Genomic DNA, 24182 nt, shown 5'->3' with positions numbered 1-24182 from the left:
TGTTCGATTCGAATGTCCCGGGCTTGTCCGGACGTAGCCGGCCGCGTCAGGCCGCCTCGGCCGCGCTCGTCTGCGGCAGCGCGAGGTTCAGCACCGCGTGCTCGTTCGCCTGTTCGCGCGGCAGCTCGCCGGCGATCCGGCCTTCGCGCATCACGACGATGCGGTCGGACACGCCGAGCACTTCCGGCAGTTCCGACGACACCATCACGATCGCGCAGCCGCGCTCCGCGAGCCGGTAGATCACGTCGTAGATCTCGTGCTTCGCGCCGACGTCGATCCCGCGCGTCGGCTCGTCGAGGATCACGACCTTCAGGTCGGGCTCCGCGAGCCAGCGCGACAGGATCGCCTTCTGCTGGTTGCCGCCCGACAGGAACCGGATCTTCTGCCGCCGGTTCGGCGTCTTGATCTTCAGCCGCTGGATGAAGCGGTCGGCCGTCGCGCTTTCGGCCTTGCCGTTGATGAAGAGGCCCGCGCGCAGCGAATGGCGGCGGCAGCTGATGTTGATGTTCTCCGCGACCGACGCGATCGCGATGATCCCTTCTTCCTTGCGGTCCTCGGGGCACAGCACGATGCCGTGGCGGATCGCGTCGCCGGTGCGCTTCACGTCGATGCGCTTGCCGTCGAGCGTCAGCACGCCCGCGCGCCGGCGGTCCGCGCCGTACACGAGCCGCATCAGCTCGCTGCGGCCCGCGCCGACGAGCCCGAAGAAGCCGACGATCTCGCCCGCGCGCACCGAGAAGCTCGCCGGTTCGCGCAGCGCCGGGCCGTCGATGCCTTCGGCGGAGAACCGCACGTCGCCGAGCGCGCGCGGCGCGTAATGGTAGATGTCCGCGATCTCGCGCCCGACCATCTCGGCGACGAGCCGCTCGCGCGGCACGTCGGCCAGCGCTTCGTGCGACGCGATCTTGCGCCCGTCGCGAAAGATCGTGCATGCATCGCACAGCCGATAGATCTCGTCCATCCGGTGCGAGATGTAGATCAGCGCACGGCCCTGCGCGCGCAGGTCGTCGACCAGCTTGAACAGCACTTCCGTCTCGCGATGCGACAGCGAGCTCGTCGGTTCGTCGAGCGCGATCACGCGCGCATTGCGCATCAGCGCCTTGCAGATCTCGACCATCTGCCGCTGCGCGATCGACAGCCGCCCGAGCCGCGCGTCGGGATCGAGATCGACACCCATCTCGGCGAGCCGCTCGCGCACGTAACGCTTCGCCTCGCGCTTCCTGACCCAGCCGAACGCGTTCGGCAGGCGGCCGAGCAGCAGGTTTTCCGCGACCGTCAGGTCGGGCACGTACTGCAACTCCTGGTGAATCACCGCGATGCCGGCCGCGATCGACGCGGCCGCATTCGCGAACTGCACGGGCTGGCCGTCGACCAGCACGCTGCCCGTATCGGGCTGGTATTCGCCGCCGAGAATCTTCAGCAGCGTCGACTTGCCCGCGCCGTTCTCGCCCATCAGGCCATGCACCTCGCCCGCATGCACGTCGAACGAAATGCCGTCGAGTGCGCGCACGCCGGGAAATACCTTGCCGATATTGTCAAAACGCAGTGCCGCTGACACGTCGTCTCCCCACTTCCAGATCGATCGACCGCCGGCCGCCGCGTCGCCGCGTCAGCCGGCGGGCCGCTTACTTCGATGCGAGCCCCATCTCCTCGCGCACCTTCGACACGTTCTCGCGCGTCGCGAGCATGCCCGTCGTCAGCGTCAACGGCGGCGGCGCCTTGCCTTGCGTGATCCACGTGTACATCAGGTCCGCGGTTTCCTCGCCGTGGCGCTTCGGGCTGATGATCACGGTGCCGTAGAAGCCCGTCGGCTGCGGCTTCTTGAACTCGTTCAACGCCGAATCGGAACCGCCGATGCCGATGCCGATCATGTTGTCGGCCTTGAAGCCGCGCCCTTCGGCCGCGCGCACCGCGCCGAGCACGGCCTCGTCGTTCAGGCCGTACGCGACCCAGTGCTTGTACTGCGGGTTCTTCGTGAGCGCGATGTTCGCCGCGTTGAACGCGTTCTCGGTGTCGGTCTTCGCCTGCGGCGCCGCGACCACGTTGGCCTTCGGGAAGCCCGCGGCCACCAGTGCGTCGGTCGCGCCGCTCGTGCGGTCGTGCGCGGTCGGCAGTTGCTCGTAGGTGATGTCGATCGCGCCGACGTCCTTCATGTCCCAGCCGCGCTTCTTGATCTCGGCCGCGATGCCGTCGCCGACCTGCTTGCCGATGTTGTAGGCCGAAATCCCCATGTGCGGCACCGACTCGATCGGCTTGCCCGCGCCGTCGACGAGGCGGTCGTCGACCGTCATCATCTTCAGGTTGTGCGACTTCGCCTTCGCGACGATGCCCGGCCCGAGCTTCACGTCGGGCGTGCAGATGATGAAGCCCTGCGCCTTCTGCGCGGACAGGTTGTCGATCGCGCTCATCACCTTCTCGCCGGACGGCGCGCCGATCTTCACGAGCGTGAAGCCCTTCTGCTTCGCGGCGATCTCGGCGAATTTCCATTCGTCCTGGAACCACGGCTCTTCCGGCTGCTTCACGAGGAAGCCGATCTTGACCGGGTCGGCCGCGTGCGCGACGGGGCTGCCCATCACCACTGCCGCCGCGGCGGCCAGCGTTACGAACGTTCTGCGTTTCATCTCCAGTGTCTCCTTGTTTTCATCGAACAGGATGCAGCCGCTTGTTGGTTTCGACGCAGCGTGCGCGCGGCTCTCGCACGTGCGGTCTTTCGAATCGTTACGTCAATCGCGTCAGTCGTGATACAGCGCCGCGCGCCCGCCGTCGACGGTGATGCACGCGGCATTGATGAACGGCGCCTCGTCGGACGCGAGGAACACGGCCGTCATCGCGACCTCCTCCGGTTTCCCGATGCGCTTCATCGGCTGCAGCGCGAGCGTCTCGGCGCGCGCGGCGGCCGGATCGGGCTGCGCGTCCCACCAGTCGCGCGTCAGTTGCGTCTCGATGTAACCCGGCGCGATCGCGTTTACGCGCACGTTGCGCGCCGCGTATTCGATGCCGAGCGCGCGCGTGAGGCCGAGCACGCCGTGCTTCGCGACCGGGTACGGAAAGCAGCCCGGGATGATTCTGAACGCATGCGTCGACGCGATGTTCACGATGCTGCCGCGTCCGCGCTCGACCATGCCCTCCAGCGCCGCGCGGCAGCCGTGCCATACGCCGTCGAGATCGACCGCGAAGCAGCGGCGCCAGTCGTCGTCGGTCATCGTCAGCGGATCGGCGAACACGTTGATGCCCGCGTTGTTCACGAGCACGTCGAGCGGGCCGAATGCCGCTTCCGCCTGCGCGAGCGCGTCGCGCACCGCCTGCTGCCGCGCGACGTCCGCGTGCAGCGGCAGCACGCGCGCGCCGTCGCATTCGTGTGCGATCGCGGCGGCCGTGTGCTGGGCCTGCGGGAAGTCGAGATCGACGAGCGCGACGGCCGCGCCTTCACGCACGAACGCACGCGCGATCGCGGCGCCGATGCCGCGGCCCGCGCCCGTCACCATCGCGACCTTGCCCGCGAGGCGGCCCATCATGCGGCTCCGCCGCGCGCGACGCGCAGGCCGGCCTGGAACGCGCGCGCATTCGCCGCGGTCGTGTCGGCCGACTGGCCGGGCCGGTACAGCGCCGAGCCGAGCCCGAAGCCGTTCGCGCCGGCCGCGAGGAACGGCTGCATGTTGTCCGGCGAAATGCCGCCGACCGGAATCAGCGGCACCGCGCGATCGATCACCGCGCGCCACGCCTTCACGACCGTCACGCCGAGCTGCTCGGCCGGGAACATCTTCAGCACGTCGGCGCCGTTCGTCAGCGCCGCGAACGCTTCGGTCGGCGTCGCGACGCCCGGCGCGCTCGCCAGCCCGCGCTCGCGCGCCCGGCGGATCACCGCCGCGTCGCCGTGCGGCATCACGATCAGCGCGCCGCCCGCGTCCTGCACGCGATCGACGTACTCGGCGCGCAGCACGGTGCCCGCGCCGACGATCATGTCGTCGGGCAGCGCGCGGCGCAGCGCCGCGATGCTGTCGAACGGATCGGGCGAGTTGAGCGGCACCTCGACGATCCGGAAGCCGGCTTCGTACAGCGCCCGGCCATGGTCGGCCGCTTCGGCGGGCGTGATGCCGCGCATGATCGCGATCAGCGGACACGCATCGAACGCGCGCATCAACGCGGCGTGGGGCGTGTACGGTGCGGGCAAGGTCAGGTCGGACGGCATCGGCAATTCCTCTTCAAGCAGTTCACTGGTCGGCACAGACGGGTTCGCCGTCCGCGCGCACGAGCCCGGCGCGCGACGCGATCCGCCACAGGCCGCGCTCGGTCGCATGCGGGGCGACACGCGCATGCGCATGGCCGAATACCCGCAGCGCATCGACGTAGCGCGAGCACAAGCCGTCGTCGCCGATCAGCAGCAGCGGCTGGTCCGCGAGCGCGATGCCGCGCTCAGCGAGCATCGCGTCGAGCGCGTTGAGCTCATGGCCGATCAGCAAGCCGGACAGATAGTCGCCCTGCGCATCGGGCGCGAGCCGGTCGGTCAGCCCCAGCGTGCGCGTGCTGAAAATCGTCGCGAGCAGGCCCGTGCGCTGCGCGCCGCGTGCGACCGCCACGCCGCGCAAGAACGCCGCGCGATCGGGCGATTCGCTCGCGCGCATCGTGCGGCCGAGGATCGTGTGGTCGCGCAGCACCGCGAACAGCTCGCCGGTCATGAAGGTCTGGAAGCGTTCGATCAGCCCGTCCTTCACCCACGCCCATTTCGCATGCGTGCCCGGCAGGCCGATCAGTACGCCTGAACGATCGGCGCCAAGCGAGGGATCGCTCGCGAGCGCGCCGACGATCTGCGTTTCTTCGCCGCGCATCACGTCGGGCAATTCGCCCGTCGCGATCACGCCCGGCACGATCGAGACCGTCGCGCCGCGCGCCGTCGTCACCGTGATGAGGCCCGCGACGAGCGCGTCGGCGCCGGCCGGCACCGCGACGTACGGCGCTTCGCGCCAGCCCTGCGCGCTGCCGACCATCCCGGCGGCGAGCACCGGCAGCCCGGGCGTACGGTCGAGCCAGTCGCCGCACGCTTCCTCGAACACCGCGTCGAACGCCCGCGCGCCGCCGCCCGGCACGTGCATCACGCCGGCCGCCCGGCTGCGCGTGTCGATCGGCACGCCGTGCGCGTCGTACAGATACGCGCGCAGCGACGTGGTGCCCCAGTCGAGCGCGATCAGCGACGGGGAGGCGGAACTGGCATCCGGAACGGGCCGGGTCGAAGTCGTCATCGTTTGATCCTGCGGGTACCCTGCGGCGGGCTCCAGCCCAGTTCCGCGGAAATGGCTCGCGCTTCGCGCTGCACGAGCGGAATCAGTTCGTCCATGCGGTCATGCGGCATGTACGGAATCGTGCTCGCGACCGACACCGCCGCGACGATCGCACCCGACGCGTCGCGGATCGGCGCGGCCACGCAGCGGATCGACGCCTCGTTTTCCTCGAGATCGAACGTATAGCCGCCGGCCGCGTAATGGGCCATGCGCTGCAGGAACGCGCTCGTCTCGGGCCGGTTGTCGGGCTTGAAGTTGACGCCGGCCAGCGCGCGCCGCGCGGCCTCGAACAGCGAGCGCCACAGGTCCGGATCGAGGTCGAGCATCATCGCCTTGCCGATGCCGGTCGACGCGAGCGGCATCCGGTGGCCGACGCGCGAGCGCATCTCGAGGCCGCGCGTGCCGGGAATCTTGTCGATGTACAGCACGTCGTCGCCGTCGCGCACGCCGAGGTGGATCGTGTCGAGCGTCGCTTCCGCGAGCGCTTCCAGATGCGGACGCGCCACCGCGGTGAGCGGCATCTGCTCGAGCGCGATCGTGCCGAGCTCGATCAGCTTCGGGCCGAGCAGGTAGCCGCCCTGCACCTGGCGCAGATAGCGCGCCTGCACGAGGCTGCTGACGAGCCGGTGCGTCGTGCTGCGCGTCGTGCCGAGCGCGGCGCCGATCGCACGCATGTCACGCGCGCCGTTCGCGATCGCCTCGAGGATCGCGAGGCCGCGCAGCAGCGTCTGCGTGCCGGCCTGCTGCGCGGCGAGGTCGAGCGGCGTGCTGGTCGCGCCGATGCTGTCGGTCAGCGACGTATCGGCCGGCATCGCGCGCCGGGCGTCGAGGGCAAGGGAATCTGGCATCTTGGTCATGGAACGGGGCGTCTTCAACGGAATCGGTGAAGCCGCTCGCGCGGCGCCGAAACTGCGTCCGGTGCGGCGGCGTGGCGGCGGTCGATGCACCGAGTAAGGCGCCCGGCGAACTTCATGGAAGGTGTCTCCGTGTGCGACGGGCGCCGCGCGATGCGTGGGTCCGAAGCTGTCGATGTGCTTCGGATTGTAGGAGCGCACGCACTCGTCTCCAATATTTGAATGCGTTGTCCAGATAATGAGAATCCAGGCGGAATCGGCGGCGGGCCCGCTGCGCCGGCCGCGCCATGCGCACGGGGGCGGGACCTGCCGTGTCGCAGGTTCCGCCCCCGTTTGTTCACGCCGCCCCGCGCTTACTGCTGGCTCGTGCTGCGCGCCTGCATGTAGCGCTGGACGTCGGCGAACGACACGCGGCCGCTGCCGCCCGCGTCGATCTGCCGGAAGTGATTCGCGACATAGCCGAGGCCAGCCGCGCGCGCCTGCGACTCGGTGATCGAACCCGTGTTCTGCGTGTCGGCCGCACTGAACTGCCGCGCGAGCTTGCGCACCACCTGCGCATGCAGCGCGGCGCCGGTCGTCTGCGTGCCGGCGGTCGGGTGGCGCGCGGCCGGCGGCACGTACGGATCGCCGAGCTGCGCCTGGCGCGCACGCGCCGGCGCGACGGCGTCGCTCGCCTGCGCGAACGCGGAAAGGGATGCGGCGGTGCCGACGCATGCGAGTGCCGCGGCAACGACGATGAAACGATTCTTCATGTCAGGCTCCAGTCTGGAATGAGGTCGTCGACGGCCGGCGAGCGGCGCCGCCCCGGGCGCCCGTCGCCGGCGTAGCGCATCAGTGCGCGGCCGCGTTGTAGAAGGTCACGAGGTCGGCTTTCTCCTGCGGACGCGACGTATCGTCGAGATAGACCATGTGCCCGCCCTGATAGTCCTTGATCGTCAGGTTCGGCTGCGTGCCGAGCCGCGCGAGGTCGAGCTCGGTCTGGTAGAACGGCGTCGCGATGTCGTGATACCCGTTCAGCGACAGCACCTTCAGCGCCGGGTTCAGCGTCAGCGCCGCGGCCAGATCGGGGATCGTGTCGGGCATCGCGAGGCCGTCGTGCGTCCAGTCCCACGTGTTGATCGCATTGCTGCTCACCGAGTAGGCCGACTGCGCGGTGTACTTTAGCTCGTTCGGCAGGTAGCTGCCGATCGTGTCGGTGAACGGCTTCGTGATGAACGAGCTGGACGGATCGCCGTCGGCCGCGAGCGGGCTCGACACGGGCACGTTCACGCGCGCGTCGTAGCGGCCGATCAGCGTGCCCGGCAGCAGCGACAACTGGAAGCTGTTGTCGAAGAAGGTCGGCACCACGTTGAAGTCCGCATTCCACAACGTCTGCTTCACGCCGGTCGAATTCGCCATCGTCGTGACGAGATTCGGCGGCGGCGGCGTATGACTCGCGAGGTATGCGTTCACGGCGGGCGCGTAGCTGCCGGCCGTCAGCAGGCGCATCTGGTCCGCATACTGCGGCAGGTTCGACGGGTTCGGGTTGTCGAGCTGGTAGTACGCGCCGACCGTGCCGTACGACGGCACGAAGCCCGCGCAGCTCACCGGGCTCGCGCCGTTGTTCGAGTTGCCGACATAGTCGCTCGCCATGTCGCAGTTCGTGTTGTAGTTCAGGATCGACGACTGCAGCACGATGCCGTCGAGCTTCACGCCGGCCGTCTCGAGCAGGTTCGCGAGCACGTCGGTGCGCGGCGTGCCGTACGATTCGCCGAACAGGTATTTCGGCGAATCGTTGCGCTGGTTCACGCTCAGGTACCGCGTCACGAAATCGCGGAACGCGCCGGCGTCCTGGTCGACGCCCCAGAACGTCTGGTTCGTGTTCGGCGCGACCGCTTCCGAGAAGCCGGTGCCGATCGCATCGACGAACACGAGGTCGGTCGTGTCGAGCAGGGTTTCCTGGTTGTCGACGAACGGGAACCTCGACGTGTTCGCGTTCGGGTCGCCGGTCTGGATCCGGCGCGGGCCGAACGAGCCGAGGTGCAGCCACACCGACGCCGAGCCGGGGCCGCCGTTGTACAGGAACGTGACGGGCCGCTTCGCGGCGGGCTGGTTGTCGGCCGTGTACGCGACGTAGAAGAACGAGGCTTCGGGCGCGCCCGTCTGCGGATTGCGGGCGACGAGGTGGCCGGCCGTGGCCGTGTACCGGATCGTCTTGCCGTTCAGCGTGATCTGATGGTGCGTGACGGCGGCCTTCTCGACCGCGGCGGATGCATCGAGCGACGCGTTGGCGCTCGACGAATAACTGTTTGGATCGTTGTACGCGCGGTCGACCTGACCGGCGGAATCGGCTGAATTGGCGGCGCTCGCTGCGGACGACGACGTCACGTCGTCATTGCAGGCCGTCAGAATCAGCGAAGAACACACCACTCCCAACAACAGCTTCGCTTTGCTCGCTGGCATCGTTGCGTTCCTTCTCGGATGTTTTTTATGTCGAGCAGCCGGATAAGCCGCCCCCCGCCTCGATTGCGGCCGATGAGCCGAGGCGCCGGCCAATATACGCGAGGCCGCCGGCTTTGAAAAATTTGGAAATATTCGGCACGCAACCGGTGCAGCGCACACCTTTCAGGAATGCTTCGATTCGCGAAACGTTGCATTTCACGTCGCTTTCATCGACTTTCGCGTTTACCCGCGATGCCTAAAAAAGCAGCGATTTCGTACGATGTCGATCAACAAAATCGCGCAGTCGCCAGGCATTGCTCAGTCAAGCGAAATAGACGAATTCGTCTAACGGATACGGCACGAAATGCGCGCGTCATGACTGCGCTGCAGCGCAGCAATCCTGCGCGAACGGCACAATGGACAATACAGCGGCGCCGGCGCGCCGCTTACTCGGATGGCGGCAGCTCGGCCGCACCCATCCGGCGTGCGATGATCGCGGCCCGCTGCGCCTGGTAGGCCGAGCCGCGATGCGCATCGAACCAGCGCGGCTTCGGCAGCATCACCGCGAGGCGCGCCGACTGCCACGCCCCGAGCCGGCTCGCGGGAATCTTGTAGTAATAGCGCGCGGCCGCTTCCGCGCCGTACACGCCGCGTCCCCATTCGACCGAATTCAGGTAGATCTCGAAGATGCGCTCCTTGTCGAGCACCGTTTCGAGCATCCACGTGATGATCAGCTCCTGCCCCTTGCGGATGTAGCTTTTCTCGCGCGACAGGAACAGGTTGCGTGCGAGCTGCTGCGTGATCGTCGAGCCGCCCGCGACGATCCTGCCGCGCGCCTTGTTCTTCTCCCACGCCTGCAGGATCGCGTCGACGTCATAGCCGTTGTTGGTCGCGAAGGTCGAATCCTCGGACGCGATCAGCGCGCGCTTCAGGTTGCGCGAGATCTGGTCGTACGGCACCCACTGGTGCCGGATCTGCGCGGGCGGCGTGTCGCGCGACAGCCACCACGCGTCGGTGCGCATGAACGCGGTCGAGCCCGGGTTCACGAACGACCATAGCGCGATCTGCGCGAGATAGAACAGCTGCGTCGCGAGCCACGCGAGCGCGAACACCGATCCCGCATAGACGATCCAGCGCGCGACGCTCACCGTCCGCGTGCGCTGCGTGCCGCTCACCGCCGCCACGTGCCGCGCTCCGTTCAGTTCGCCGCGAGCGCCTGGCGCAGCGCGGCCAGCACCGGCGCGCCGTCCGGCCGCACGCCGCGCCAGAGGAAGAACGATTCGGCCGCCTGCTCCACCAGCATCCCGAGCCCGTCGGACGTGCGCGCGCCGAGCGACGCCGCGTGCTGCATGAACACCGTCGGCTGCGCGCCGTACATCATGTCGTACGCGAGCGTGCCCGCGCCGAACGCGGCCGCGTCGCATTCCGGCAGCGCGGCATCGAGGCTGCCGGCCGTCGCATTGATCACCACGTCGTACGGCTCCGCTCGCACGACGCCGGGGCCGCCGCCCGCGAGCGTGCAGCCCGCATCGTGCGCGGCCTGCATGAACTGGCCGACGAGCGCTTCGGCCTTGCTCGCGGTGCGGTTCACGATCGTGAGCGACAGCGGCGCGCGGTCGAGCAGCGGCAGCACGACGCCGCGCGCGGCGCCGCCCGCGCCGAGCAGCAGGATGCGCGCACCCGCGAGCGACACGCCGAGATTCGCTTCGATGTCGCGCACGAGGCCGACGCCGTCGGTGTTGTCGCCGTGGAGGCGGCCGTCCGCGTCGATGCACAGCGTATTCACCGCGCCTGCCGCCGCCGCGCGCGGCGACAGCGTGTCGGCGAGCGCATGCGCGTCGAGCTTGAACGGCACCGTCACGTTCGCGCCGCGACCGCCTTCGGCGACGAACGCGCGCACGGCGGCCTCGAATCCGTCGACCGGCGCGAGCCGGTGCGTATACTCGATCGGCTCGCCGGTCTGCGCGGCGAACTGCGCGTGGATGAACGGCGACTTGCTGTGCGCCACCGGGTTGCCGAACACGACATAGCGATCCGTGCCGCGCGTCGACACAGCTGAGTTCATGATGCGCGCCCCTCTTCGCCGTCGTTGCCGCTCGCGGCTTCGCCGCCCTCTGCCGCCGCGTCGCCCGATTCGGCCAGCGCCTCGGCGTCGGTTTGCGCCGACGCGTCTTGCGCGTCGACCAGCGTGTCGTCGCCGCCTTCGGCGTCATCCTCTTCGTCGGCCGCGTCGCCGCTCGTCACGGTCGGCGCGTCGAGCACGTTCAGCAGGCGCACCGACGCCTCGATCGTCAGCTCGTCGAGCGACATCACGTCGAGCAGCACGCGCGTGCCGCGCGCATGCACGCCGAGCCCCGGCACGTGCAACAGCAGCGGGATGTCCTCGAGGCGCACGAGATCGCCCTTCACGACGCTCGCGACCACCTGCTTCTTCTGCTCCTGCGCGAGCCAGCGCAGGCACCAGAAGTACTCCATCCGGCGCTGGTAGTCGGCGTAGGCCGTGTACGTATCGTCGAAGCCCTGCACGACCGCGTAGAGATCGGCGTCCTTCGGCTTGAACGGCGCGGCGAGCTTCGCGGTCACGCCGTGCTGCACGCACGCGAGCAGTTGCCACTGGTTCACGAGGTCGACGTAGCGGCGCAGCGGCGACGTGCTCCACGCGTACTGCGCGACGCCGAGGCCTTCGTGCGGCGCGGCCGTCGTCTGCATCCGCGTGCGCTTCGGGCCCGGCGCGCCGAAACCGCGCTGCGACCGGTAGATGCCCGGCACCGTGTGGTCGTGCAGGAACGCGCCCCAGGTCGAGTTCGCGAGGATCGCGAGCTCCGACACGATCAGGTCGAGCGGCGAGCCGCGGCGGCGCGGCGTGATCGTCACGTGCTCGCCTTCGACGTAGAAGTTGTAGTCGGTGTTGCGCTGCACCTCGCGCTTCAGGCCGTAGCCCGCACGCGCGACCTGGCGCTTCTCGAACAGCGCCTGCGCGAGCGGCCACAGCACGGCGATGTCGTCCTTGTGCGGATAGTCGCCGGTGCCGGCCGCGAGCGTCTCTTCGTTCACGAGCTCGTCGAGCGTGTTGTGGCGCAGGTTGTTCTTCACGAACACGAGCTCGGCGCGCGTTTCGTTCGCGACGATGTCCTGCGTCTCGCGGTTGACGATGATGTACAGCGACAGCGCCGGCCGGTAATCGCCCTCTTTCAGCGTGAACACGTCGACGACGTCGTCCGGCAGCATCGTGATCTTGTCGCCCGGCATGTAGACGGTCGACAGGCGCGCGCGCGCGATCGCGTCGACCGGATCGCCGCGCACGATGCCGAGCGCCGGCGCCGCGATGTGCACGCCGATCCGCACCCGGCCGTCCGACAGGTGCTCGACCGAGAACGCGTCGTCGATTTCGGTCGTCGTGATGTCGTCGATCGAGAACGCCTCGACGTTCGCGCGCGGCAGGTCGTCCGGCAGCGGGCCGACCGTGACGGGCGGAAAGCCGGTGCCGTGCGGGAAGAATTCCGCGAGGAAGCGTGCTTCGTGCAGCGCACGCGGCGACTCGATGCCGCCGCAGTCGAGCATCAGCCGCGCCGGCGACACGCCGCGCGCGCCGGCCGCCGCTTCCATCGCCTTGTATTCGATCGAATTCTTGTCCGGCCGCGTCAGCAGCCCGAGCACCTTGCCCGCGAACGCTTCCGGCAGCTTGCCGGCCTTCAGTTCTTCTTCATACTGCGCCTGCACGAGCGCCTGCTGGCGCTTGCGCTCGAGCGACGCGAGCGCCATCTTGAGCTGCTCTTCCGGCGCGCGCTGGTACTGGCCGCGCCCCTTGCGGCGGAAATAGACGGGCGAGCCGTGCAGCCGCAGCACCAGCGCCGCGCGCTCGACCGGGCCGTACGTCGCGCCGAAGTATTCGGCGGCGAGCGCCGTATACGCGAACTCGTCGGCCGGCGCGCATTCCCACAGGAAGTCAAGGTCGATCTGCTGCGCGGCCGTGTCGGCCTCCTGCATCAGTTCGCCCGCGGCCGGCTTGTCGAATTCGATCAGCACGTCTTTCGCGCGCACCTTTGCCCGCCGCCCGCCGGGCAACTCGACCTGAAACGCGTCGCCCTGGCGCGACAGCACGCTGCCCGCCTTGAAACTGCCCGATTCCTCGAAGAAAACGTTCACTCAGTACTCTCGTTCAGACTGCCGGGCGCCGCATCGGCGGCGCCGCATGATGATGGGAATTCGATCGGCACGTGGCCGGTTTATGACGTCTTTCCGTCGCAAAACGCGAGAACGTCGTCGACATAGTCGGCAAATTCGCTGATACCGTGATCGCTGCCGTCGATCACGCGGGTTTTCGCGCCCGGGTAATGGGCGAGCATCTCGCGGTAATCGAGCACTTCGTCGCCGGTCGCCGCGAACAGATAGTAGCGGTCGGCACGCGTGATCGCCGGCACGCGCAGTGCGTCGAGTTCGTGCAGATGACGGCGCTCGACGACGATCGTGCCGCCGCCGTGCCACAGCGGCTGCTCGCCCAGATGCTGCTCGAGATCGCGCTGCGGCACGATCGCCGGATTCAGCAACACGGCTTTCCAGCCATGCTTTTCGGCGAGCCGCGTCGCGTAATAGCCGCCGAGCGAGCTGCCGATCACGGTCACGTCGCGCGCGCCCGCGACCTCCGCTTCCGCCACCGCGATCGCCTCGAGCGGCGACACCGACAGCGACGGGCACCGCCACTCGCCGGTGCGGCCGAGTTCGGCCATGCGCGCGGCGAGCAGGCGCGACTTCTGCGATTCCGGCGACGACCGGAAGCCGTGCAGATACAAAATCACGGCCGGCTCCCGAGCGCGTCGAGCAGCTTCTGGTGCACGCCGCCGAAGCCGCCGTTGCTCATCACGAGCACGTGGTCGCCCGGACGCGCGGCCTCGACCACCGCCTTCACCAGCAGATGCAGATCGTCGAATGCGCGCGCGCGCTCGCCGAGCGGCGTGAGCGCTTCGGCGAGATTCCAGCCGAGCGCGTCGCGCCCGGTCGGCGCGCCGTAGCCGAATACGAGATCGGCATCGGCGAGGCTCGCCGGCAATTGCGACTTCATCACGCCGAGCTTCATCGTGTTCGAGCGCGGCTCGAGCACGGCGAGGATGCGGGCATTCTGGCGGCCGATACGCGCACGAAGGCCGGCGATGGTGGTGTCGATCGCGGTCGGATGGTGCGCGAAATCGTCATAGACGGTCACGCCGTCCACGCTGCCGCGCACTTCCATGCGGCGCTTCACGTTGCGGAACGACGCCAGCGAAACGGCAGCCTGCGCGGGCGGCACGCCGACATGCCGCGCGGCGGCGATCGCCGCGAGCGCATTCATCCGGTTGTGGTCGCCCTGCACCTGCCACGCGACTTCGCCGACGCGCTCCGCGTGCGAATACACCGCGAAGCGCTCGTCGACCGGCACGCCGTCCTCGGCCGGCAGCGCTTGCCAGCCGCCGTCGACGCCGAAACGCTCGACCTCGCTCCAGCAGCCGCGCGCCAGCACGCGCTCGAGCGCATCCGAGCGGCCGTTCGTGACGATCCGCCCGACGCCGGGCACGGTGCGCACCAGATGATGGAATTGCGTTTCGATCGCGGCGAGATCGGGGAAGATGTCGGCGTGATCGAATTCGAGGTTGTTCAGTACCGCGGTGCGCGGCCGGTAGTGCACGAACTTCGAGCGCTTGTCGAAGAATGCCGTGTCGTACTCGTCCGCTTCGATCACGAAGAAGCTCGAATCGGTGAGCCGCGCCGACACGCCGAAGTTCAGCGGCACGCCGCCGATCAGGAAGCCCGGGTTCAGCCCGGCGTCTTCCAGCAGCCAGGCGAGCATCGACGACGTGGTCGTCTTGCCGTGCGTGCCCGCGACCGCGAGCACCCACTTGCCGGCGAGCACGTGCTCGCCGAGCCACTGCGGGCCCGACACGTAAGGCAGGCCGCGATCGAGGATCGCCTCCATCAGCGGATTGCCGCGCGTAACGACGTTGCCGATCACGAACAGGTCCGGTTTCAGGTCGATCTGCTCGGCGCCGTAGCCCTCGATCAGCGTGATGCCCTGCGCCTCGAGCTGCGTGCTCATCGGCGGATAGACGCCCGCGTCGCAACCCGTCACCGTGTGGCCCGCCTCGCGCGCGAGTACGGCGAGACCGCCCATGAAGGTGCCGCAGATGCCAAGAATGTGGATGTGCATAGATGAATGCTTTCGCGCGCCGGGCGCCGTCGATTCGGAAAGGATGCGTGTGCGGCGCGCCGGCGAGGCCGTGCGGCCGGCGCCCGGCCAACGACCTGGCCGCGACACAAAGAACACTATTGTAACTGACGGCCTGCGATGCCCGGCGGCCCGAACGATACGCGCGAACGGCGCCGGCGCCCTCGGAGGGCGGGCCGCGGCGCCCGTGCTCGGGCGGCGTGGCGATCGAGTATGATTGCCGGATCATGTCTCGCAAACCTCTTGTCGACCCGCGGCGCGTCCGCGAGGAAATCGCCCAGTCCGCCGCCCGCCTGATCGCGGAGGACGGCCAGGACTATGCCGGCGCGAAGCGCAAGGCCGCGCGCCAATTACTGGGCGATGTGCGCGTTGCCGGCGAATGGCTGCCGGATAACGACCAGATCGAGGAAGAACTGCGCGAATACCTCGCGCTGTTCCAGAGCGACACGCAGCCGGACGAACTGCGCCGCCTGCGCGAGATCGCGCTCGACTGGATGCGCCGGCTCGCCGATTTCCATCCTTATGTGACGGGCGCCGTGCTGAACGGCACCGCGAACGCGCATTCGGATATCCATTTGCAGGCATTCACCGACAACCCGAAGGACGTCGCGATCTACCTGCTGAACCAGAACGTCCAGTACGACGTGTCCGAGACGCGGCATTTCGCGGGCCGCGGCGACGTCGAGACGCTCAGTTTCCTGTGGCGCCCGCGACGCGACGTGGATGCGATCGGCATCCATCTCGCGCTGTATGCGAGCGACGACCTGCGCGGCGCGGTGAAGGCCGATGCGCGCGGCCGCGTCGCCCGCGCGGACGCCGCGGCGCTGCGCGCGCTCGTCGAAGCAGGCCACGCTCCTTCCGAACCGGAATGATCCAACGATGATGATGAAACGCAAGTTGGCGCTCGCGGTGGTCGCGGCCGCCGCCGTTGCCGGCGGGATCGCCGCCGGCCACTGGTTCCGCAGCACGGCCGACGACGGCGTCGCGGTCGCGGCGCCGGCCGCCCACCTTAACCCGGTCGACCAGCTGTGGGCGTCGTCGCTCGCCGGCGTCGACGGCAAGCCGGCCACGCTGGCGGCCTTCAAGGGCCAGAAAGTCGTGGTCAATTTCTGGGCGTCGTGGTGCGGCCCGTGCGTCGAGGAGATGCCGGAGCTCGTCGCGCTGTCGCACCAGTACAAGCAGAAGGGCATCCGTTTCGTCGGAATCGGCGTCGATTCCGAACAGAACGTGAAGAACTTCCTGCAGAAGGTGAAGGTCGACTATCCGGTTTTCGTCAGCGGGTATGCGGGCGCCGATCTGGCCCGCAATTTTGGAAATACCGCCGGCGCGCTGCCGTTTACCGTCGTCATCGACGAAACCGGCAAGATCCGCGAGACAAAATTGGGACAAATCCAACCGGCCGAGCTGAAAAAGACGCTCGACGCGCTGTAATCTGCCCGAACGGCAGCCCGCGCGTTGGCGGCGATTTGCAGGTCGATCGCCGCAATTTCGCGTGAATTCGCCGATACTTTGCGCCCGCGCCGGTAATTCTTGCGGGTTCGGCGCGCCTGGCCGTTCGGCAAAACTAGACAAATTTCTCTAAATAGCGCTAAAGTTCGCGCAATTCCGCAGAAATAGAAGCGACCATGACACGATTGCTGGTGCTGCACGGCCCCAACCTGAACCTTCTCGGCACCCGGGAACCGGAGGTGTACGGCCGCGTCACGCTCGCGCAGATCGATCAGGCGCTTGCCGCGCGCGCCCGGGAAGCCGGCGCCGAACTGTCGTCGTTCCAGAGCAACCATGAAGGCGCGCTGGTCGACCGCATCCAGGCCGCGCGGGAGGAACAGACCGATTTCATCCTGATCAATCCGGCCGCGTACACGCACACGAGCGTTGCGATCCGGGACGCGATCGCCGGCGTCGGCATCCCGTTCGTCGAGATTCACCTGTCGAACGTGCATCGCCGCGAAGCGTTCAGGCACCACTCCTACTTTTCCGACCAGGCCGAAGGCGTGATCTGCGGGCTCGGCTGGAAAGGTTATCTGTACGCGCTCGAGTACGCGCTGGACAAGCTGCAAGGCGCGTCGCGCGGCTGATTTCGCGATCTAGATTCAGCGCCGGCCCCTCACCGGCGCTTTCACGTATTGAAAGGGGAATTCCCGATGGATCTTCGTAAGCTGAAAACTCTGATCGACCTCGTTTCCGAATCCGGCATCTCCGAGCTGGAAGTGACGGAAGGCGAAGGCAAGGTGCGCATCGTCAAGAACGCGCCGCCGGTCTACGTGCAGCCGACGGCTGGGTATGCCCCGCAAGTCAGCGCGCCGGCTCCGTCGGCCGCGCCGCCGACCGACGGTGCGGCTGCGCCGGCAGCCGCCGCACCGGCCGTCCCGCAGGGCCACGTCGTGACGTCGCCGATGGTCGGCACGTTCTATCGCGCGCCGTCGCCGGGCGCCGACCCGTTCGTGCAGGCTGGCGACACGGTCAAGGAAGGCCAGACGATCTGCATCATCGAAGCGATGAAGCTGCTCAACGAGATCGAGTCGGACAAGGCCGGCGTGATCAAGGAAATCCTCGTCGAGAACGGCCAGGCCGTCGAATACGGCCAGCCGCTTTTCGTGATCGGCTAAGCCCGCCGCGCGGCCCTGCCGGCCGCGCGCCGCCGAGATGCTCGCCAGGCGCCGTTCGCGCGCCCCTCGAAGAGACGAATACTCGCTATGTTTGAAAAAATCCTCATTGCCAACCGCGGTGAAATCGCGCTGCGCATCCAGCGCGCGTGCCGCGAACTCGGCGTCAAGACGGTGGTCGTGTACTCGGAAGCCGACAAGGAAGCCAAGTACGTGCGCCTCGCGGACGAAGCCGTCTGTATCGGCCCGGCCCCGTCGAACCTGAGCTACCTGAACATGCCGGCGCTGATCAGCGCCGCGGAAGTCACCGATGCCGAGGCGATCCACCCCGGTTACGGCTTCCTGTCGGAAAACGCCGATTTCGCGGAGCGCGTCGAGCAGTCGGGCTTCACGTTCATCGGCCCGCGCCCGGAAACGATCCGCATGATGGGCGACAAGGTCACCGCGAAGCAGACGATGATCAAGACCGGCGTGCCGTGCGTGCCGGGCTCGGAAGGCGCGTTGCCGGACGATCCGAAGGAGATCGTCAAGATTGCGCGCGCGATCGGCTATCCGGTCATCATCAAGGCGGCGGGCGGCGGCGGCGGGCGCGGGATGCGCGTCGTGCACACCGAGGCCGCGCTCGTCAACGCGGTGAACATGACCCGCGAGGAAGCCGGCCGTGCGTTCGGCAACCCGCAGGTGTACATGGAGAAGTTCCTCGAGAACCCGCGCCACATCGAGATCCAGGTGCTGTCGGACGCGCACAAGAACGCGATCTGGCTCGGCGAGCGCGACTGCTCGATGCAGCGCCGCCACCAGAAGGTGATCGAGGAAGCGCCGGCGCCCGGCATTCCGCGTCGCCTGATCGACCGCATCGGCGACCGCTGCGCGGACGCATGCAAGAAGATGGGCTACCTCGGCGCGGGCACGTTCGAATTCCTGTACGAAAACGGCGAGTTCTACTTCATCGAGATGAACACGCGCGTGCAGGTCGAGCACCCGGTATCGGAACTGATCACCGGCGTCGACATCGTGCAGGAACAGATCCGCATCGCGGCCGGCGAGAAGCTCACGCTGCGCCAGCGCGACATCCAGTTCCGCGGACATGCGATCGAATGCCGGATCAACGCCGAAGATCCGTTCAAGTTCACGCCGTCGCCGGGCCGGATCACGTCGTGGCATACGCCGGGCGGCCCCGGCGTGCGCGTCGATTCGCACGCCTACAATGGCTATTTCGTGCCGCCGAACTATGATTCGATGATCGGCAAGCTGATCACCTACGGCGCGACGCGCGAGCAGGCGATCCGCCGGATGCGCATCGCGCTGTCGGAAATGGTCGTCGAAGGCATCCAGACCAACATCCCGCTGCACCGCGAGTTGATGATCGACGCGAAGTTCGTCGAAGGCGGCACCAGCATCCATTACCTCGAAAACCGGCTCGCGCAGAAGCAGCAGGTCGCACCGGAAGAAGCGTAAGCATGAGTTATCGCGAACTCGTCGTCGAACTGGCCCGCGAGCATGCGGAGGCCCTGTCCGACGCGCTGCTCGATCTCGGCGCGCTGTCGGTGTCCGTCGAGGACGCCGACGCCGACACGCCCGACGAACAGCCGCTCTTCGGCGAGCCGGGCCTCGTGCCCGATCGCACCGCGTGGCAGCACTCGCGCGTGGTCGCGCTGTTGTCCGCCGATCACGAGCCGGCCGTGCTGCTCGCGGCGGCCGCGAACGAGATCGGCCTCGCCGAAACGCCGAAGTTCGTCGTGCGCGAAGTCGAGGAGCAGGACTGGGTGCGGCTCACGCAGTCGCAGTTCGAGCCGATCCCGATCGGCGAGCGGATCTGGGTCGTGCCGTCGTGGCACGATGCGCCCGATCCCGATGCGCTCGTCCTCGAACTCGACCCCGGCCTCGCATTCGGCACCGGCAGCCATCCCACGACCCGTCTGTGCATGGAGTGGCTCGAGCAGTCGGTGGAGCCAGGCCAGTCGGTGCTCGACTACGGTTGCGGCTCGGGCATTCTCGCGATCCTCGCGAAGAAATGCGGGGCGAACCCCGTGATCGGCATCGACATCGACCCCCAAGCGGTCGAATCGGCGCGCCAGAACAGCGAGCGCAATCGGGCGGAAGTCACGTACGGGCTGCCCGATGCATGCCCGGACGGCGAATTCGACATCGTCGTCGCGAACATCCTGTCGAACCCGCTGAAGCTGATGGCATCGATGCTCGCATCGAAGGTCAAGCCAGGCGGGCGCATCGCGCTGTCGGGCGTGCTCGCGCGCCAGGCGGACGAAGTCGCGGCCGTTTATGCGCGCTACGTCGACATCTCGGTCTGGCGCGAACACGAAGGTTGGGTATGCCTTGCCGGAACCCGGCGCGAAAGCCATTAGAATAGCGCTGTCCTTCACTCTGGCCAGCAGGCCGCCCGGCTCGACATGCTTCTTGCGACGCGCTGCCCTCATTGCGAAACCGTCTTCCGGCTGCAGCAGGAACAGCTCTCGCTGCATCAGGGGCTCGTGCGCTGCGGCCATTGCCACGAAGTCTTCAACGCCGCCGAATCGCTCGTTCCCGAGTATGCGCCGCAGCCCGAGCCGGCATTGACGGAACCGGCCGCCGCGCCGCACGGCGGCAACGCACACCAGCAGGCCGCCCCGGCTCGGCTGTTCACCGCCGACGCGCCGCCCGAATTGCCGACCGGCGCCGATTACAAGCCGGAAGGCTGGGACATGTGGGCGCCGTGGCTCGACGCCGGCGTCGATCCGTCGCTGCAGCACAGCGTCGAAACCTTGCGCACCGAGCCGTTGATACCGCTCGCGCTTCCTTCCACGGAAGCCGGCGTCGTCCACCTGTCGGGTACGCCCGAGCCGTTCGCGTCGTCTCCGGCCGAACTCGATGCCTCGGCAGCCGTCGAGCAACCGGCCGAACCGCATTCGCCGCAAACGCAGCACGAACCGCACGACACCGAAGAAGCCGCGCCGTTGCCCGCGCCGGTCGAGCGCGACCCGCGCGAGCCCCGCTTCGTCGCTCACCTGCCGCCCGAAACGGAAACCGCCGCCGAACCGGACGAACCCGTCGTGCCCACGCACTTCGCGGCGCCGGACGACGAACGCGCGCCGCGCGAACCGCGTTTCGCGTTCACGCCCGCACCGGCCATCACCGAAGCCGAAGCCGAAACCGAGACCGCATCGGAACCCGACACCTTCTCCCGGCACGACAACGCCGCGACAGCAGCGGCAGCCGATGAACCAGTCGCCCGGACCGTCACCCCACCGGCCGCCCAACCCGCCGTCCCCTTCCCCGCCGCACTGACCGACGACGATCGCCCGCACTTCGCCGTCACGCGCGAGACGCGCGCGCCGCAGCGACGCGGGATGCTCGGCGGCTTTTTCGGCGGCCTCGTCGCAGCCGCGCTGGTCGGGCTGCTCGTCGCGCAACTGGCGTGGTGGCAACGCGAAACGCTGATGATCTACTGGCCTGTCACGCAGGGCTGGTTCCGGCAGGCGTGCGCGCCGCTCGGCTGCACGGTCACGCCGCCGCGCGCGATCGACGGGCTGCGGCTCGACGCGACCGACCTGCGCCAGCTCGACGGCCCGCGCGAGCTCGAACTGAAGGTGCCGCTGACGAACCGCTACCGCGTCGCACTCGCGTACCCGTCGCTCGAACTCACGCTGCTCGACGACACCAATCACGTCACCGTGCGCCGCGTGCTCGCGCCGCGCGACTACGTGCGCCCGGGCACGCCGATCGACGCCGGGCTGCCGCCCGGCACGACGCAGACGATGGTCGTCCGCATCGACACGAACGGCACGCCCGCCTCGAATTTCCGCGTCCAGATTTTCTATCCGTGACGCGCCGCGGCGCGCTTGCGCGCCCGTCTCAACCCGCGCGCCCGAGCGGCGCGCTATTTCGGAGCACGAACATGAGCAAAGTTACGCTGGGTGGCAACCCGATCGATCTCGCCGGCACGTTCCCGGCCGTCGGCGCGCAAGCCGCCGATTTCAAGCTGGTCGGCAAGGATCTCGCCGATCTGTCGCTCGCCAGCTTCGCCGGCAAGCGCAAGGTGCTGAACATCGTGCCGAGCCTCGACACGCCGACCTGCGCGACGTCGACCCGCAAGTTCAACGAAGCCGCGTCGTCGCTCGACAACACGGTCGTGATCGTCGTGTCCGCCGACCTGCCGTTCGCCGCCACGCGCTTCTGCACGACCGAAGGCCTCGCGAACGTCGTGACGGCATCGACGTTCCGCACCGGCCGCGCGTTCGCGAACGCATACGGCGTCGACGTGACGAGCGGCCCGCTGAACGGCCTGACCGCACGCGCGGTGGTCGTGCTCGACGCGCAGGACAAGGTGATCCACGCGGAACTCGTCGGCGAAATCAAGGACGAGCCGAACTACGATGCAGCGCTCGCCGCACTGAAGTAAGCTTTCTTCCGCTTTCCCCTGCCGCGCCGCGCCCTTCGCGCGGCGTTGTCGCGCAGGGCCCCTCATTTCTACAGGAACGCACACCTTGGCTACGCTGATTTGCGGCTCGATCGCCTACGACTCCATCATGACCTTCGAAGGGCGGTTCCGCGAGCACATCCTGCCCGACCAGGTGCACCTCATCAACCTGAGCTTCCTCGTGCCGACGATGCGCCGCGAATTCGGCGGCTGCGCGGGCAACATCGGGTATGCGCTGCACCTGCTCGGCGGCGATGCGCGGATCATGGGGACGATAGGCGCGCTGGATGCGCAGCCGTATCTCGACCGGCTCGACCAGCTCGGCCTGCGCCGCGACCACGTTCTCGTGCTGCCCGAAACGTACACCGCGCAGGCGATGATCACGACCGATCTCGACAACAACCAGATCGCGGCGTTCCACCCGGGCGCGATGATGCAATCGCACCTGAACCACGCGGGCGACGCGCCGGACATCAAGCTCGCGATCGTCGGCCCGGACGGCTTCGACGGGATGGTGCAGCACGTGGAAGAGCTCGCCGAGGCCGGTGTGCCGTTCGTGTTCGATCCGGGTCAGGGCCTGCCGCTGTTCGACGGTGCGACGCTGCGCCGCAGCATTGAACTTGCGACCTACGTAGCGGTCAACGACTACGAGGCCAAGCTGGTGAGCGACAAGACGGGATGGTCCGAAGATGAAATCGCCAGCCGGGTCGATGCGCTCGTCATCACGCGTGGCGAGCACGGCGCGACGATCCGCCACAAGCAGGGTGCGGAGCAGATTCCGGTCGTGCCGGCCGAGCGCATCGCCGATCCGACCGGCTGCGGCGACGCCTTCCGGGGCGGCCTGCTCTACGGCATCGAGCACGGCCTCGACTGGGCAACCACCGGCCGCCTCGCGAGCCTGATGGGCTCGCTGAAGATCGCCCATCAGGGGCCCCAAAGTTACGTACTGACGCGCGCCGAAATCGACGCGCGTTTCGAGACTGCATTCGGTTACAGTCTCAAATGAATATTGTGGGAGAGCAAAGATGTTGACGAAAAAAACCCTCACGCTCGCGGCCATGCTGACGGCCACGCTGTCCCTCGCCGGCTGCTTCACGGCACCCGGTTCGGCGGATGTCTATAGCGTCGGCCAGGCGCAGCGCGAACAGACGGTCCGCATGGGCACGGTCGAAAGCGTCCGTGCGGTGCGCATCCAGTCCGACGGCGGCGGCAGCGCGATCGGCACGCTCGGCGGCGGCGCACTCGGCGCGGTCGCGGGCAGCGCGATCGGCGGCGGCAAGGGCTCGATCCTGACGGCGATCGCCGGCGGCCTCGTCGGCGCGGTGGCGGGTAACGCGGTCGGCGAAAACCTCAGCACGGCGAACGGTGTGGAAATCACCGTGCGCCTCGACAACGGCGATCTGCGCTCGATCACGCAGGCGGCAAGCGGCGAAGCGTTCCGCGCCGGCGAGCGTGTCCGTCTGCTGTCGAGCGGCGGCGTCACGCGCGTCACGCACTAACCGGTATCCTCAGCACGCGGCGCAAGCCGCGGTCGAACGCATGTGCGAAGCCGCACATGCGTTTTTTTTCGTCCGCCCGTTTTCGTCGGCGCTCGCGTCGGCCAGCCGAGCGGCACCCTATCGGCGGCTCAGCGACGACTCATACGGACGAAAAAAATCCCGCCACCTGAACCAGATGGCGGGACTGATTGAGTAGCGCTACTCAACCCACGGACACCACGTGAGTGCCCGGGTGATGCTGCTCAGCCGCGATTACGGACGGCTGCCGGTCGGGAACGGCCATGCCGCTGCCGGGTTGAGCGCGGTCTTCACGCCCGATGCCGGCGCAACCGATGCGGTCGACGCGGTCGTTGCCGGTGCAGCCTTCTTCACGACGGCCTTCTTCGGGGCAGCAGCCTTCTTCGCCGGGGCGGCAGCCGTCTTCGCAGGGGCAGCCTTCTTGGCGGGCGCAGCCTTCTTCGCGGCAGCCTTCTTCGCAGGCGCGGCCTTCTTGGCAGCAGCCTTCTTCGCCGGCGCAGCCTTCTTCGCAGCAGCCTTCTTCGCCGGTGCGGCCTTCTTCGCAGCAACCTTCTTCACTGCGACTTTCTTGGCTGCAACCTTCTTCGCGGCGGCCTTCTTGGCCGGTGCCGCCTTCTTTGCAGCAACCTTCTTCACCGCGACTTTCTTCGCTGCGACCTTCTTGGCTGCAACCTTCTTCGTTGCGACCTTCTTGGCTGCGACCTTCTTTGCAGCGGCCTTCTTCGCCGGTGCTGCCTTCTTCGCGGCAACCTTCTTCACCGCGACCTTCTTCGCAGCAACCTTCTTCACCGCGGCCTTCTTCGCCGGAGCAGCAGCCTTCTTCGCAACGGTCTTCTTGGCAGCAACCTTCTTAGCAGCCGGTTTCTTCTTGGCAGTAGCCATGTTGTTCTCCTTCAGG

24 protein-coding genes are annotated in these 24182 nt (G+C 68.0%); 10 read left to right on the top strand and 14 right to left on the bottom strand.

Going from position 1 to position 24182, the window contains the following annotated elements; all coding sequences use genetic code 11:
• Positions 1-46: 46 nt before the first annotated feature.
• The 13 genes from araG to mpl form a co-directional block, all read right to left on the bottom strand.
• Complete coding sequence (gene araG / locus QZM72_RS10075; RefSeq protein WP_089466644.1) at positions 47-1558, bottom strand: L-arabinose ABC transporter ATP-binding protein AraG; 1512 nt, start codon at positions 1556-1558, stop codon at positions 47-49.
• A gap of 67 nt (positions 1559-1625) precedes the next feature.
• A complete protein-coding gene (locus QZM72_RS10070) occupies positions 1626-2621 on the bottom strand; it encodes an arabinose ABC transporter substrate-binding protein (protein ID WP_301737985.1) in 996 nt (331 codons plus the stop codon).
• Positions 2622-2732: 111 nt separating this feature from the next.
• Positions 2733-3512 carry an SDR family oxidoreductase gene (locus tag QZM72_RS10065; protein ID WP_089467883.1) on the bottom strand — a complete coding sequence of 260 codons (780 nt, stop codon included), beginning with the start codon at positions 3510-3512 and terminating at the stop codon, positions 2733-2735.
• Entirely contained in the window at positions 3512-4189 is a 678-nt protein-coding gene (locus QZM72_RS10060; RefSeq protein ID WP_301737984.1) for a 2-dehydro-3-deoxy-6-phosphogalactonate aldolase, read from the bottom strand. The genes QZM72_RS10065 and QZM72_RS10060 overlap by 1 nt, the downstream gene beginning before the upstream one ends.
• Positions 4190-4211: 22 nt before the next feature.
• On the bottom strand, positions 4212-5237 hold the full coding sequence (locus QZM72_RS10055) for a 2-dehydro-3-deoxygalactonokinase (RefSeq protein ID WP_301737983.1): 1026 nt from the start codon (positions 5235-5237) through the stop codon (positions 4212-4214).
• Positions 5234-6133 carry an IclR family transcriptional regulator gene (locus QZM72_RS10050; RefSeq protein WP_011694140.1) on the bottom strand — a complete coding sequence of 300 codons (900 nt, stop codon included), beginning with the start codon at positions 6131-6133 and terminating at the stop codon, positions 5234-5236. The genes QZM72_RS10055 and QZM72_RS10050 overlap by 4 nt, the downstream gene beginning before the upstream one ends.
• Positions 6134-6483: 350 nt before the next feature.
• Positions 6484-6882 carry an EF-hand domain-containing protein gene (locus QZM72_RS10045; protein ID WP_301737982.1) on the bottom strand — a complete coding sequence of 133 codons (399 nt, stop codon included), beginning with the start codon at positions 6880-6882 and terminating at the stop codon, positions 6484-6486.
• 79 nt (positions 6883-6961) lie between these two features.
• Positions 6962-8572 (bottom strand): S10 family peptidase, encoded by a 1611-nt coding sequence (locus tag QZM72_RS10040; RefSeq protein WP_301737980.1) that lies wholly within the window; start codon positions 8570-8572, stop codon positions 6962-6964.
• 425 nt (positions 8573-8997) lie between these two features.
• Entirely contained in the window at positions 8998-9735 is a 738-nt protein-coding gene (gene mtgA, locus QZM72_RS10035; RefSeq protein WP_089466639.1) for a monofunctional biosynthetic peptidoglycan transglycosylase, read from the bottom strand.
• Positions 9736-9749: 14 nt separating this feature from the next.
• A complete protein-coding gene (aroE, locus tag QZM72_RS10030; protein ID WP_089466638.1) occupies positions 9750-10616 on the bottom strand; it encodes a shikimate dehydrogenase in 867 nt (288 codons plus the stop codon).
• A complete protein-coding gene (locus tag QZM72_RS10025; protein WP_089466637.1) occupies positions 10613-12697 on the bottom strand; it encodes an RNB domain-containing ribonuclease in 2085 nt (694 codons plus the stop codon). Before QZM72_RS10025 ends, aroE begins: the two co-directional genes overlap by 4 nt.
• 80 nt (positions 12698-12777) lie before the next feature.
• A complete protein-coding gene (locus tag QZM72_RS10020; RefSeq protein ID WP_301737979.1) occupies positions 12778-13347 on the bottom strand; it encodes a YqiA/YcfP family alpha/beta fold hydrolase in 570 nt (189 codons plus the stop codon).
• Positions 13344-14729 carry a UDP-N-acetylmuramate:L-alanyl-gamma-D-glutamyl-meso-diaminopimelate ligase gene (gene mpl, locus QZM72_RS10015; RefSeq protein ID WP_301737978.1) on the bottom strand — a complete coding sequence of 462 codons (1386 nt, stop codon included), beginning with the start codon at positions 14727-14729 and terminating at the stop codon, positions 13344-13346. The genes QZM72_RS10020 and mpl overlap by 4 nt, the downstream gene beginning before the upstream one ends.
• 245 nt (positions 14730-14974) lie before the next feature.
• On the opposite strand from mpl, the gene QZM72_RS10010 reads away from it, so the two are divergent.
• The 10 genes from QZM72_RS10010 (at position 14975) to QZM72_RS09965 (ending at position 23266) form a co-directional block, all read left to right on the top strand.
• Positions 14975-15619: a UDP-N-acetylmuramate--alanine ligase gene (locus QZM72_RS10010; protein ID WP_089466635.1), complete on the top strand. Its 645-nt coding sequence runs from the start codon at positions 14975-14977 to the stop codon at positions 15617-15619.
• Positions 15620-15626: 7 nt separating this feature from the next.
• Positions 15627-16178, top strand: a complete 552-nt coding sequence (locus QZM72_RS10005) for a TlpA disulfide reductase family protein (RefSeq protein WP_089467881.1) — start codon at positions 15627-15629, stop codon at positions 16176-16178.
• A 194-nt stretch (positions 16179-16372) separates the two neighbouring features.
• Positions 16373-16825, top strand: coding sequence for a type II 3-dehydroquinate dehydratase (gene aroQ, locus QZM72_RS10000; RefSeq protein ID WP_089466634.1), 453 nt, complete (start codon positions 16373-16375; stop codon positions 16823-16825).
• Between the two features lie 66 nt (positions 16826-16891).
• Positions 16892-17356 carry an acetyl-CoA carboxylase biotin carboxyl carrier protein gene (accB, locus tag QZM72_RS09995; RefSeq protein ID WP_089466633.1) on the top strand — a complete coding sequence of 155 codons (465 nt, stop codon included), beginning with the start codon at positions 16892-16894 and terminating at the stop codon, positions 17354-17356.
• An 87-nt stretch (positions 17357-17443) separates the two neighbouring features.
• The gene (gene accC / locus QZM72_RS09990; protein ID WP_050013869.1) at positions 17444-18811 is read left to right on the top strand and encodes an acetyl-CoA carboxylase biotin carboxylase subunit; all 1368 of its coding nucleotides are present in this window, start codon (positions 17444-17446) and stop codon (positions 18809-18811) included.
• Between the two features lie 2 nt (positions 18812-18813).
• Positions 18814-19716: a 50S ribosomal protein L11 methyltransferase gene (gene prmA, locus QZM72_RS09985; RefSeq protein ID WP_089466632.1), complete on the top strand. Its 903-nt coding sequence runs from the start codon at positions 18814-18816 to the stop codon at positions 19714-19716.
• Between the two features lie 45 nt (positions 19717-19761).
• Positions 19762-21174 (top strand): zinc-ribbon and DUF3426 domain-containing protein, encoded by a 1413-nt coding sequence (locus QZM72_RS09980; protein WP_089466631.1) that lies wholly within the window; start codon positions 19762-19764, stop codon positions 21172-21174.
• A 71-nt stretch (positions 21175-21245) separates the two neighbouring features.
• Entirely contained in the window at positions 21246-21749 is a 504-nt protein-coding gene (gene tpx / locus QZM72_RS09975; protein WP_006476975.1) for a thiol peroxidase, read from the top strand.
• A gap of 85 nt (positions 21750-21834) precedes the next feature.
• The gene (locus QZM72_RS09970; RefSeq protein ID WP_089466630.1) at positions 21835-22773 is read left to right on the top strand and encodes a carbohydrate kinase family protein; all 939 of its coding nucleotides are present in this window, start codon (positions 21835-21837) and stop codon (positions 22771-22773) included.
• A 19-nt stretch (positions 22774-22792) separates the two neighbouring features.
• A complete protein-coding gene (locus QZM72_RS09965; protein WP_089466629.1) occupies positions 22793-23266 on the top strand; it encodes a glycine zipper 2TM domain-containing protein in 474 nt (157 codons plus the stop codon).
• A gap of 252 nt (positions 23267-23518) precedes the next feature.
• Here the strand turns inward: QZM72_RS09965 and QZM72_RS09960 are convergent, their stop codons facing one another.
• Entirely contained in the window at positions 23519-24166 is a 648-nt protein-coding gene (locus tag QZM72_RS09960; protein WP_081059044.1) for a histone H1-like DNA-binding protein, read from the bottom strand.
• Between the last annotated feature and the right edge of the window lie 16 nt (positions 24167-24182).

Origin of the sequence: Burkholderia sp. AU45388, from assembly GCF_030481585.1 — a bacterium.
Lineage (GTDB): Bacteria > Pseudomonadota > Gammaproteobacteria > Burkholderiales > Burkholderiaceae > Burkholderia > Burkholderia sola.
The sequence above is the reverse complement of the archived record's forward strand: the minus strand, read 5'-3'. Positions and strand labels throughout refer to the sequence as shown.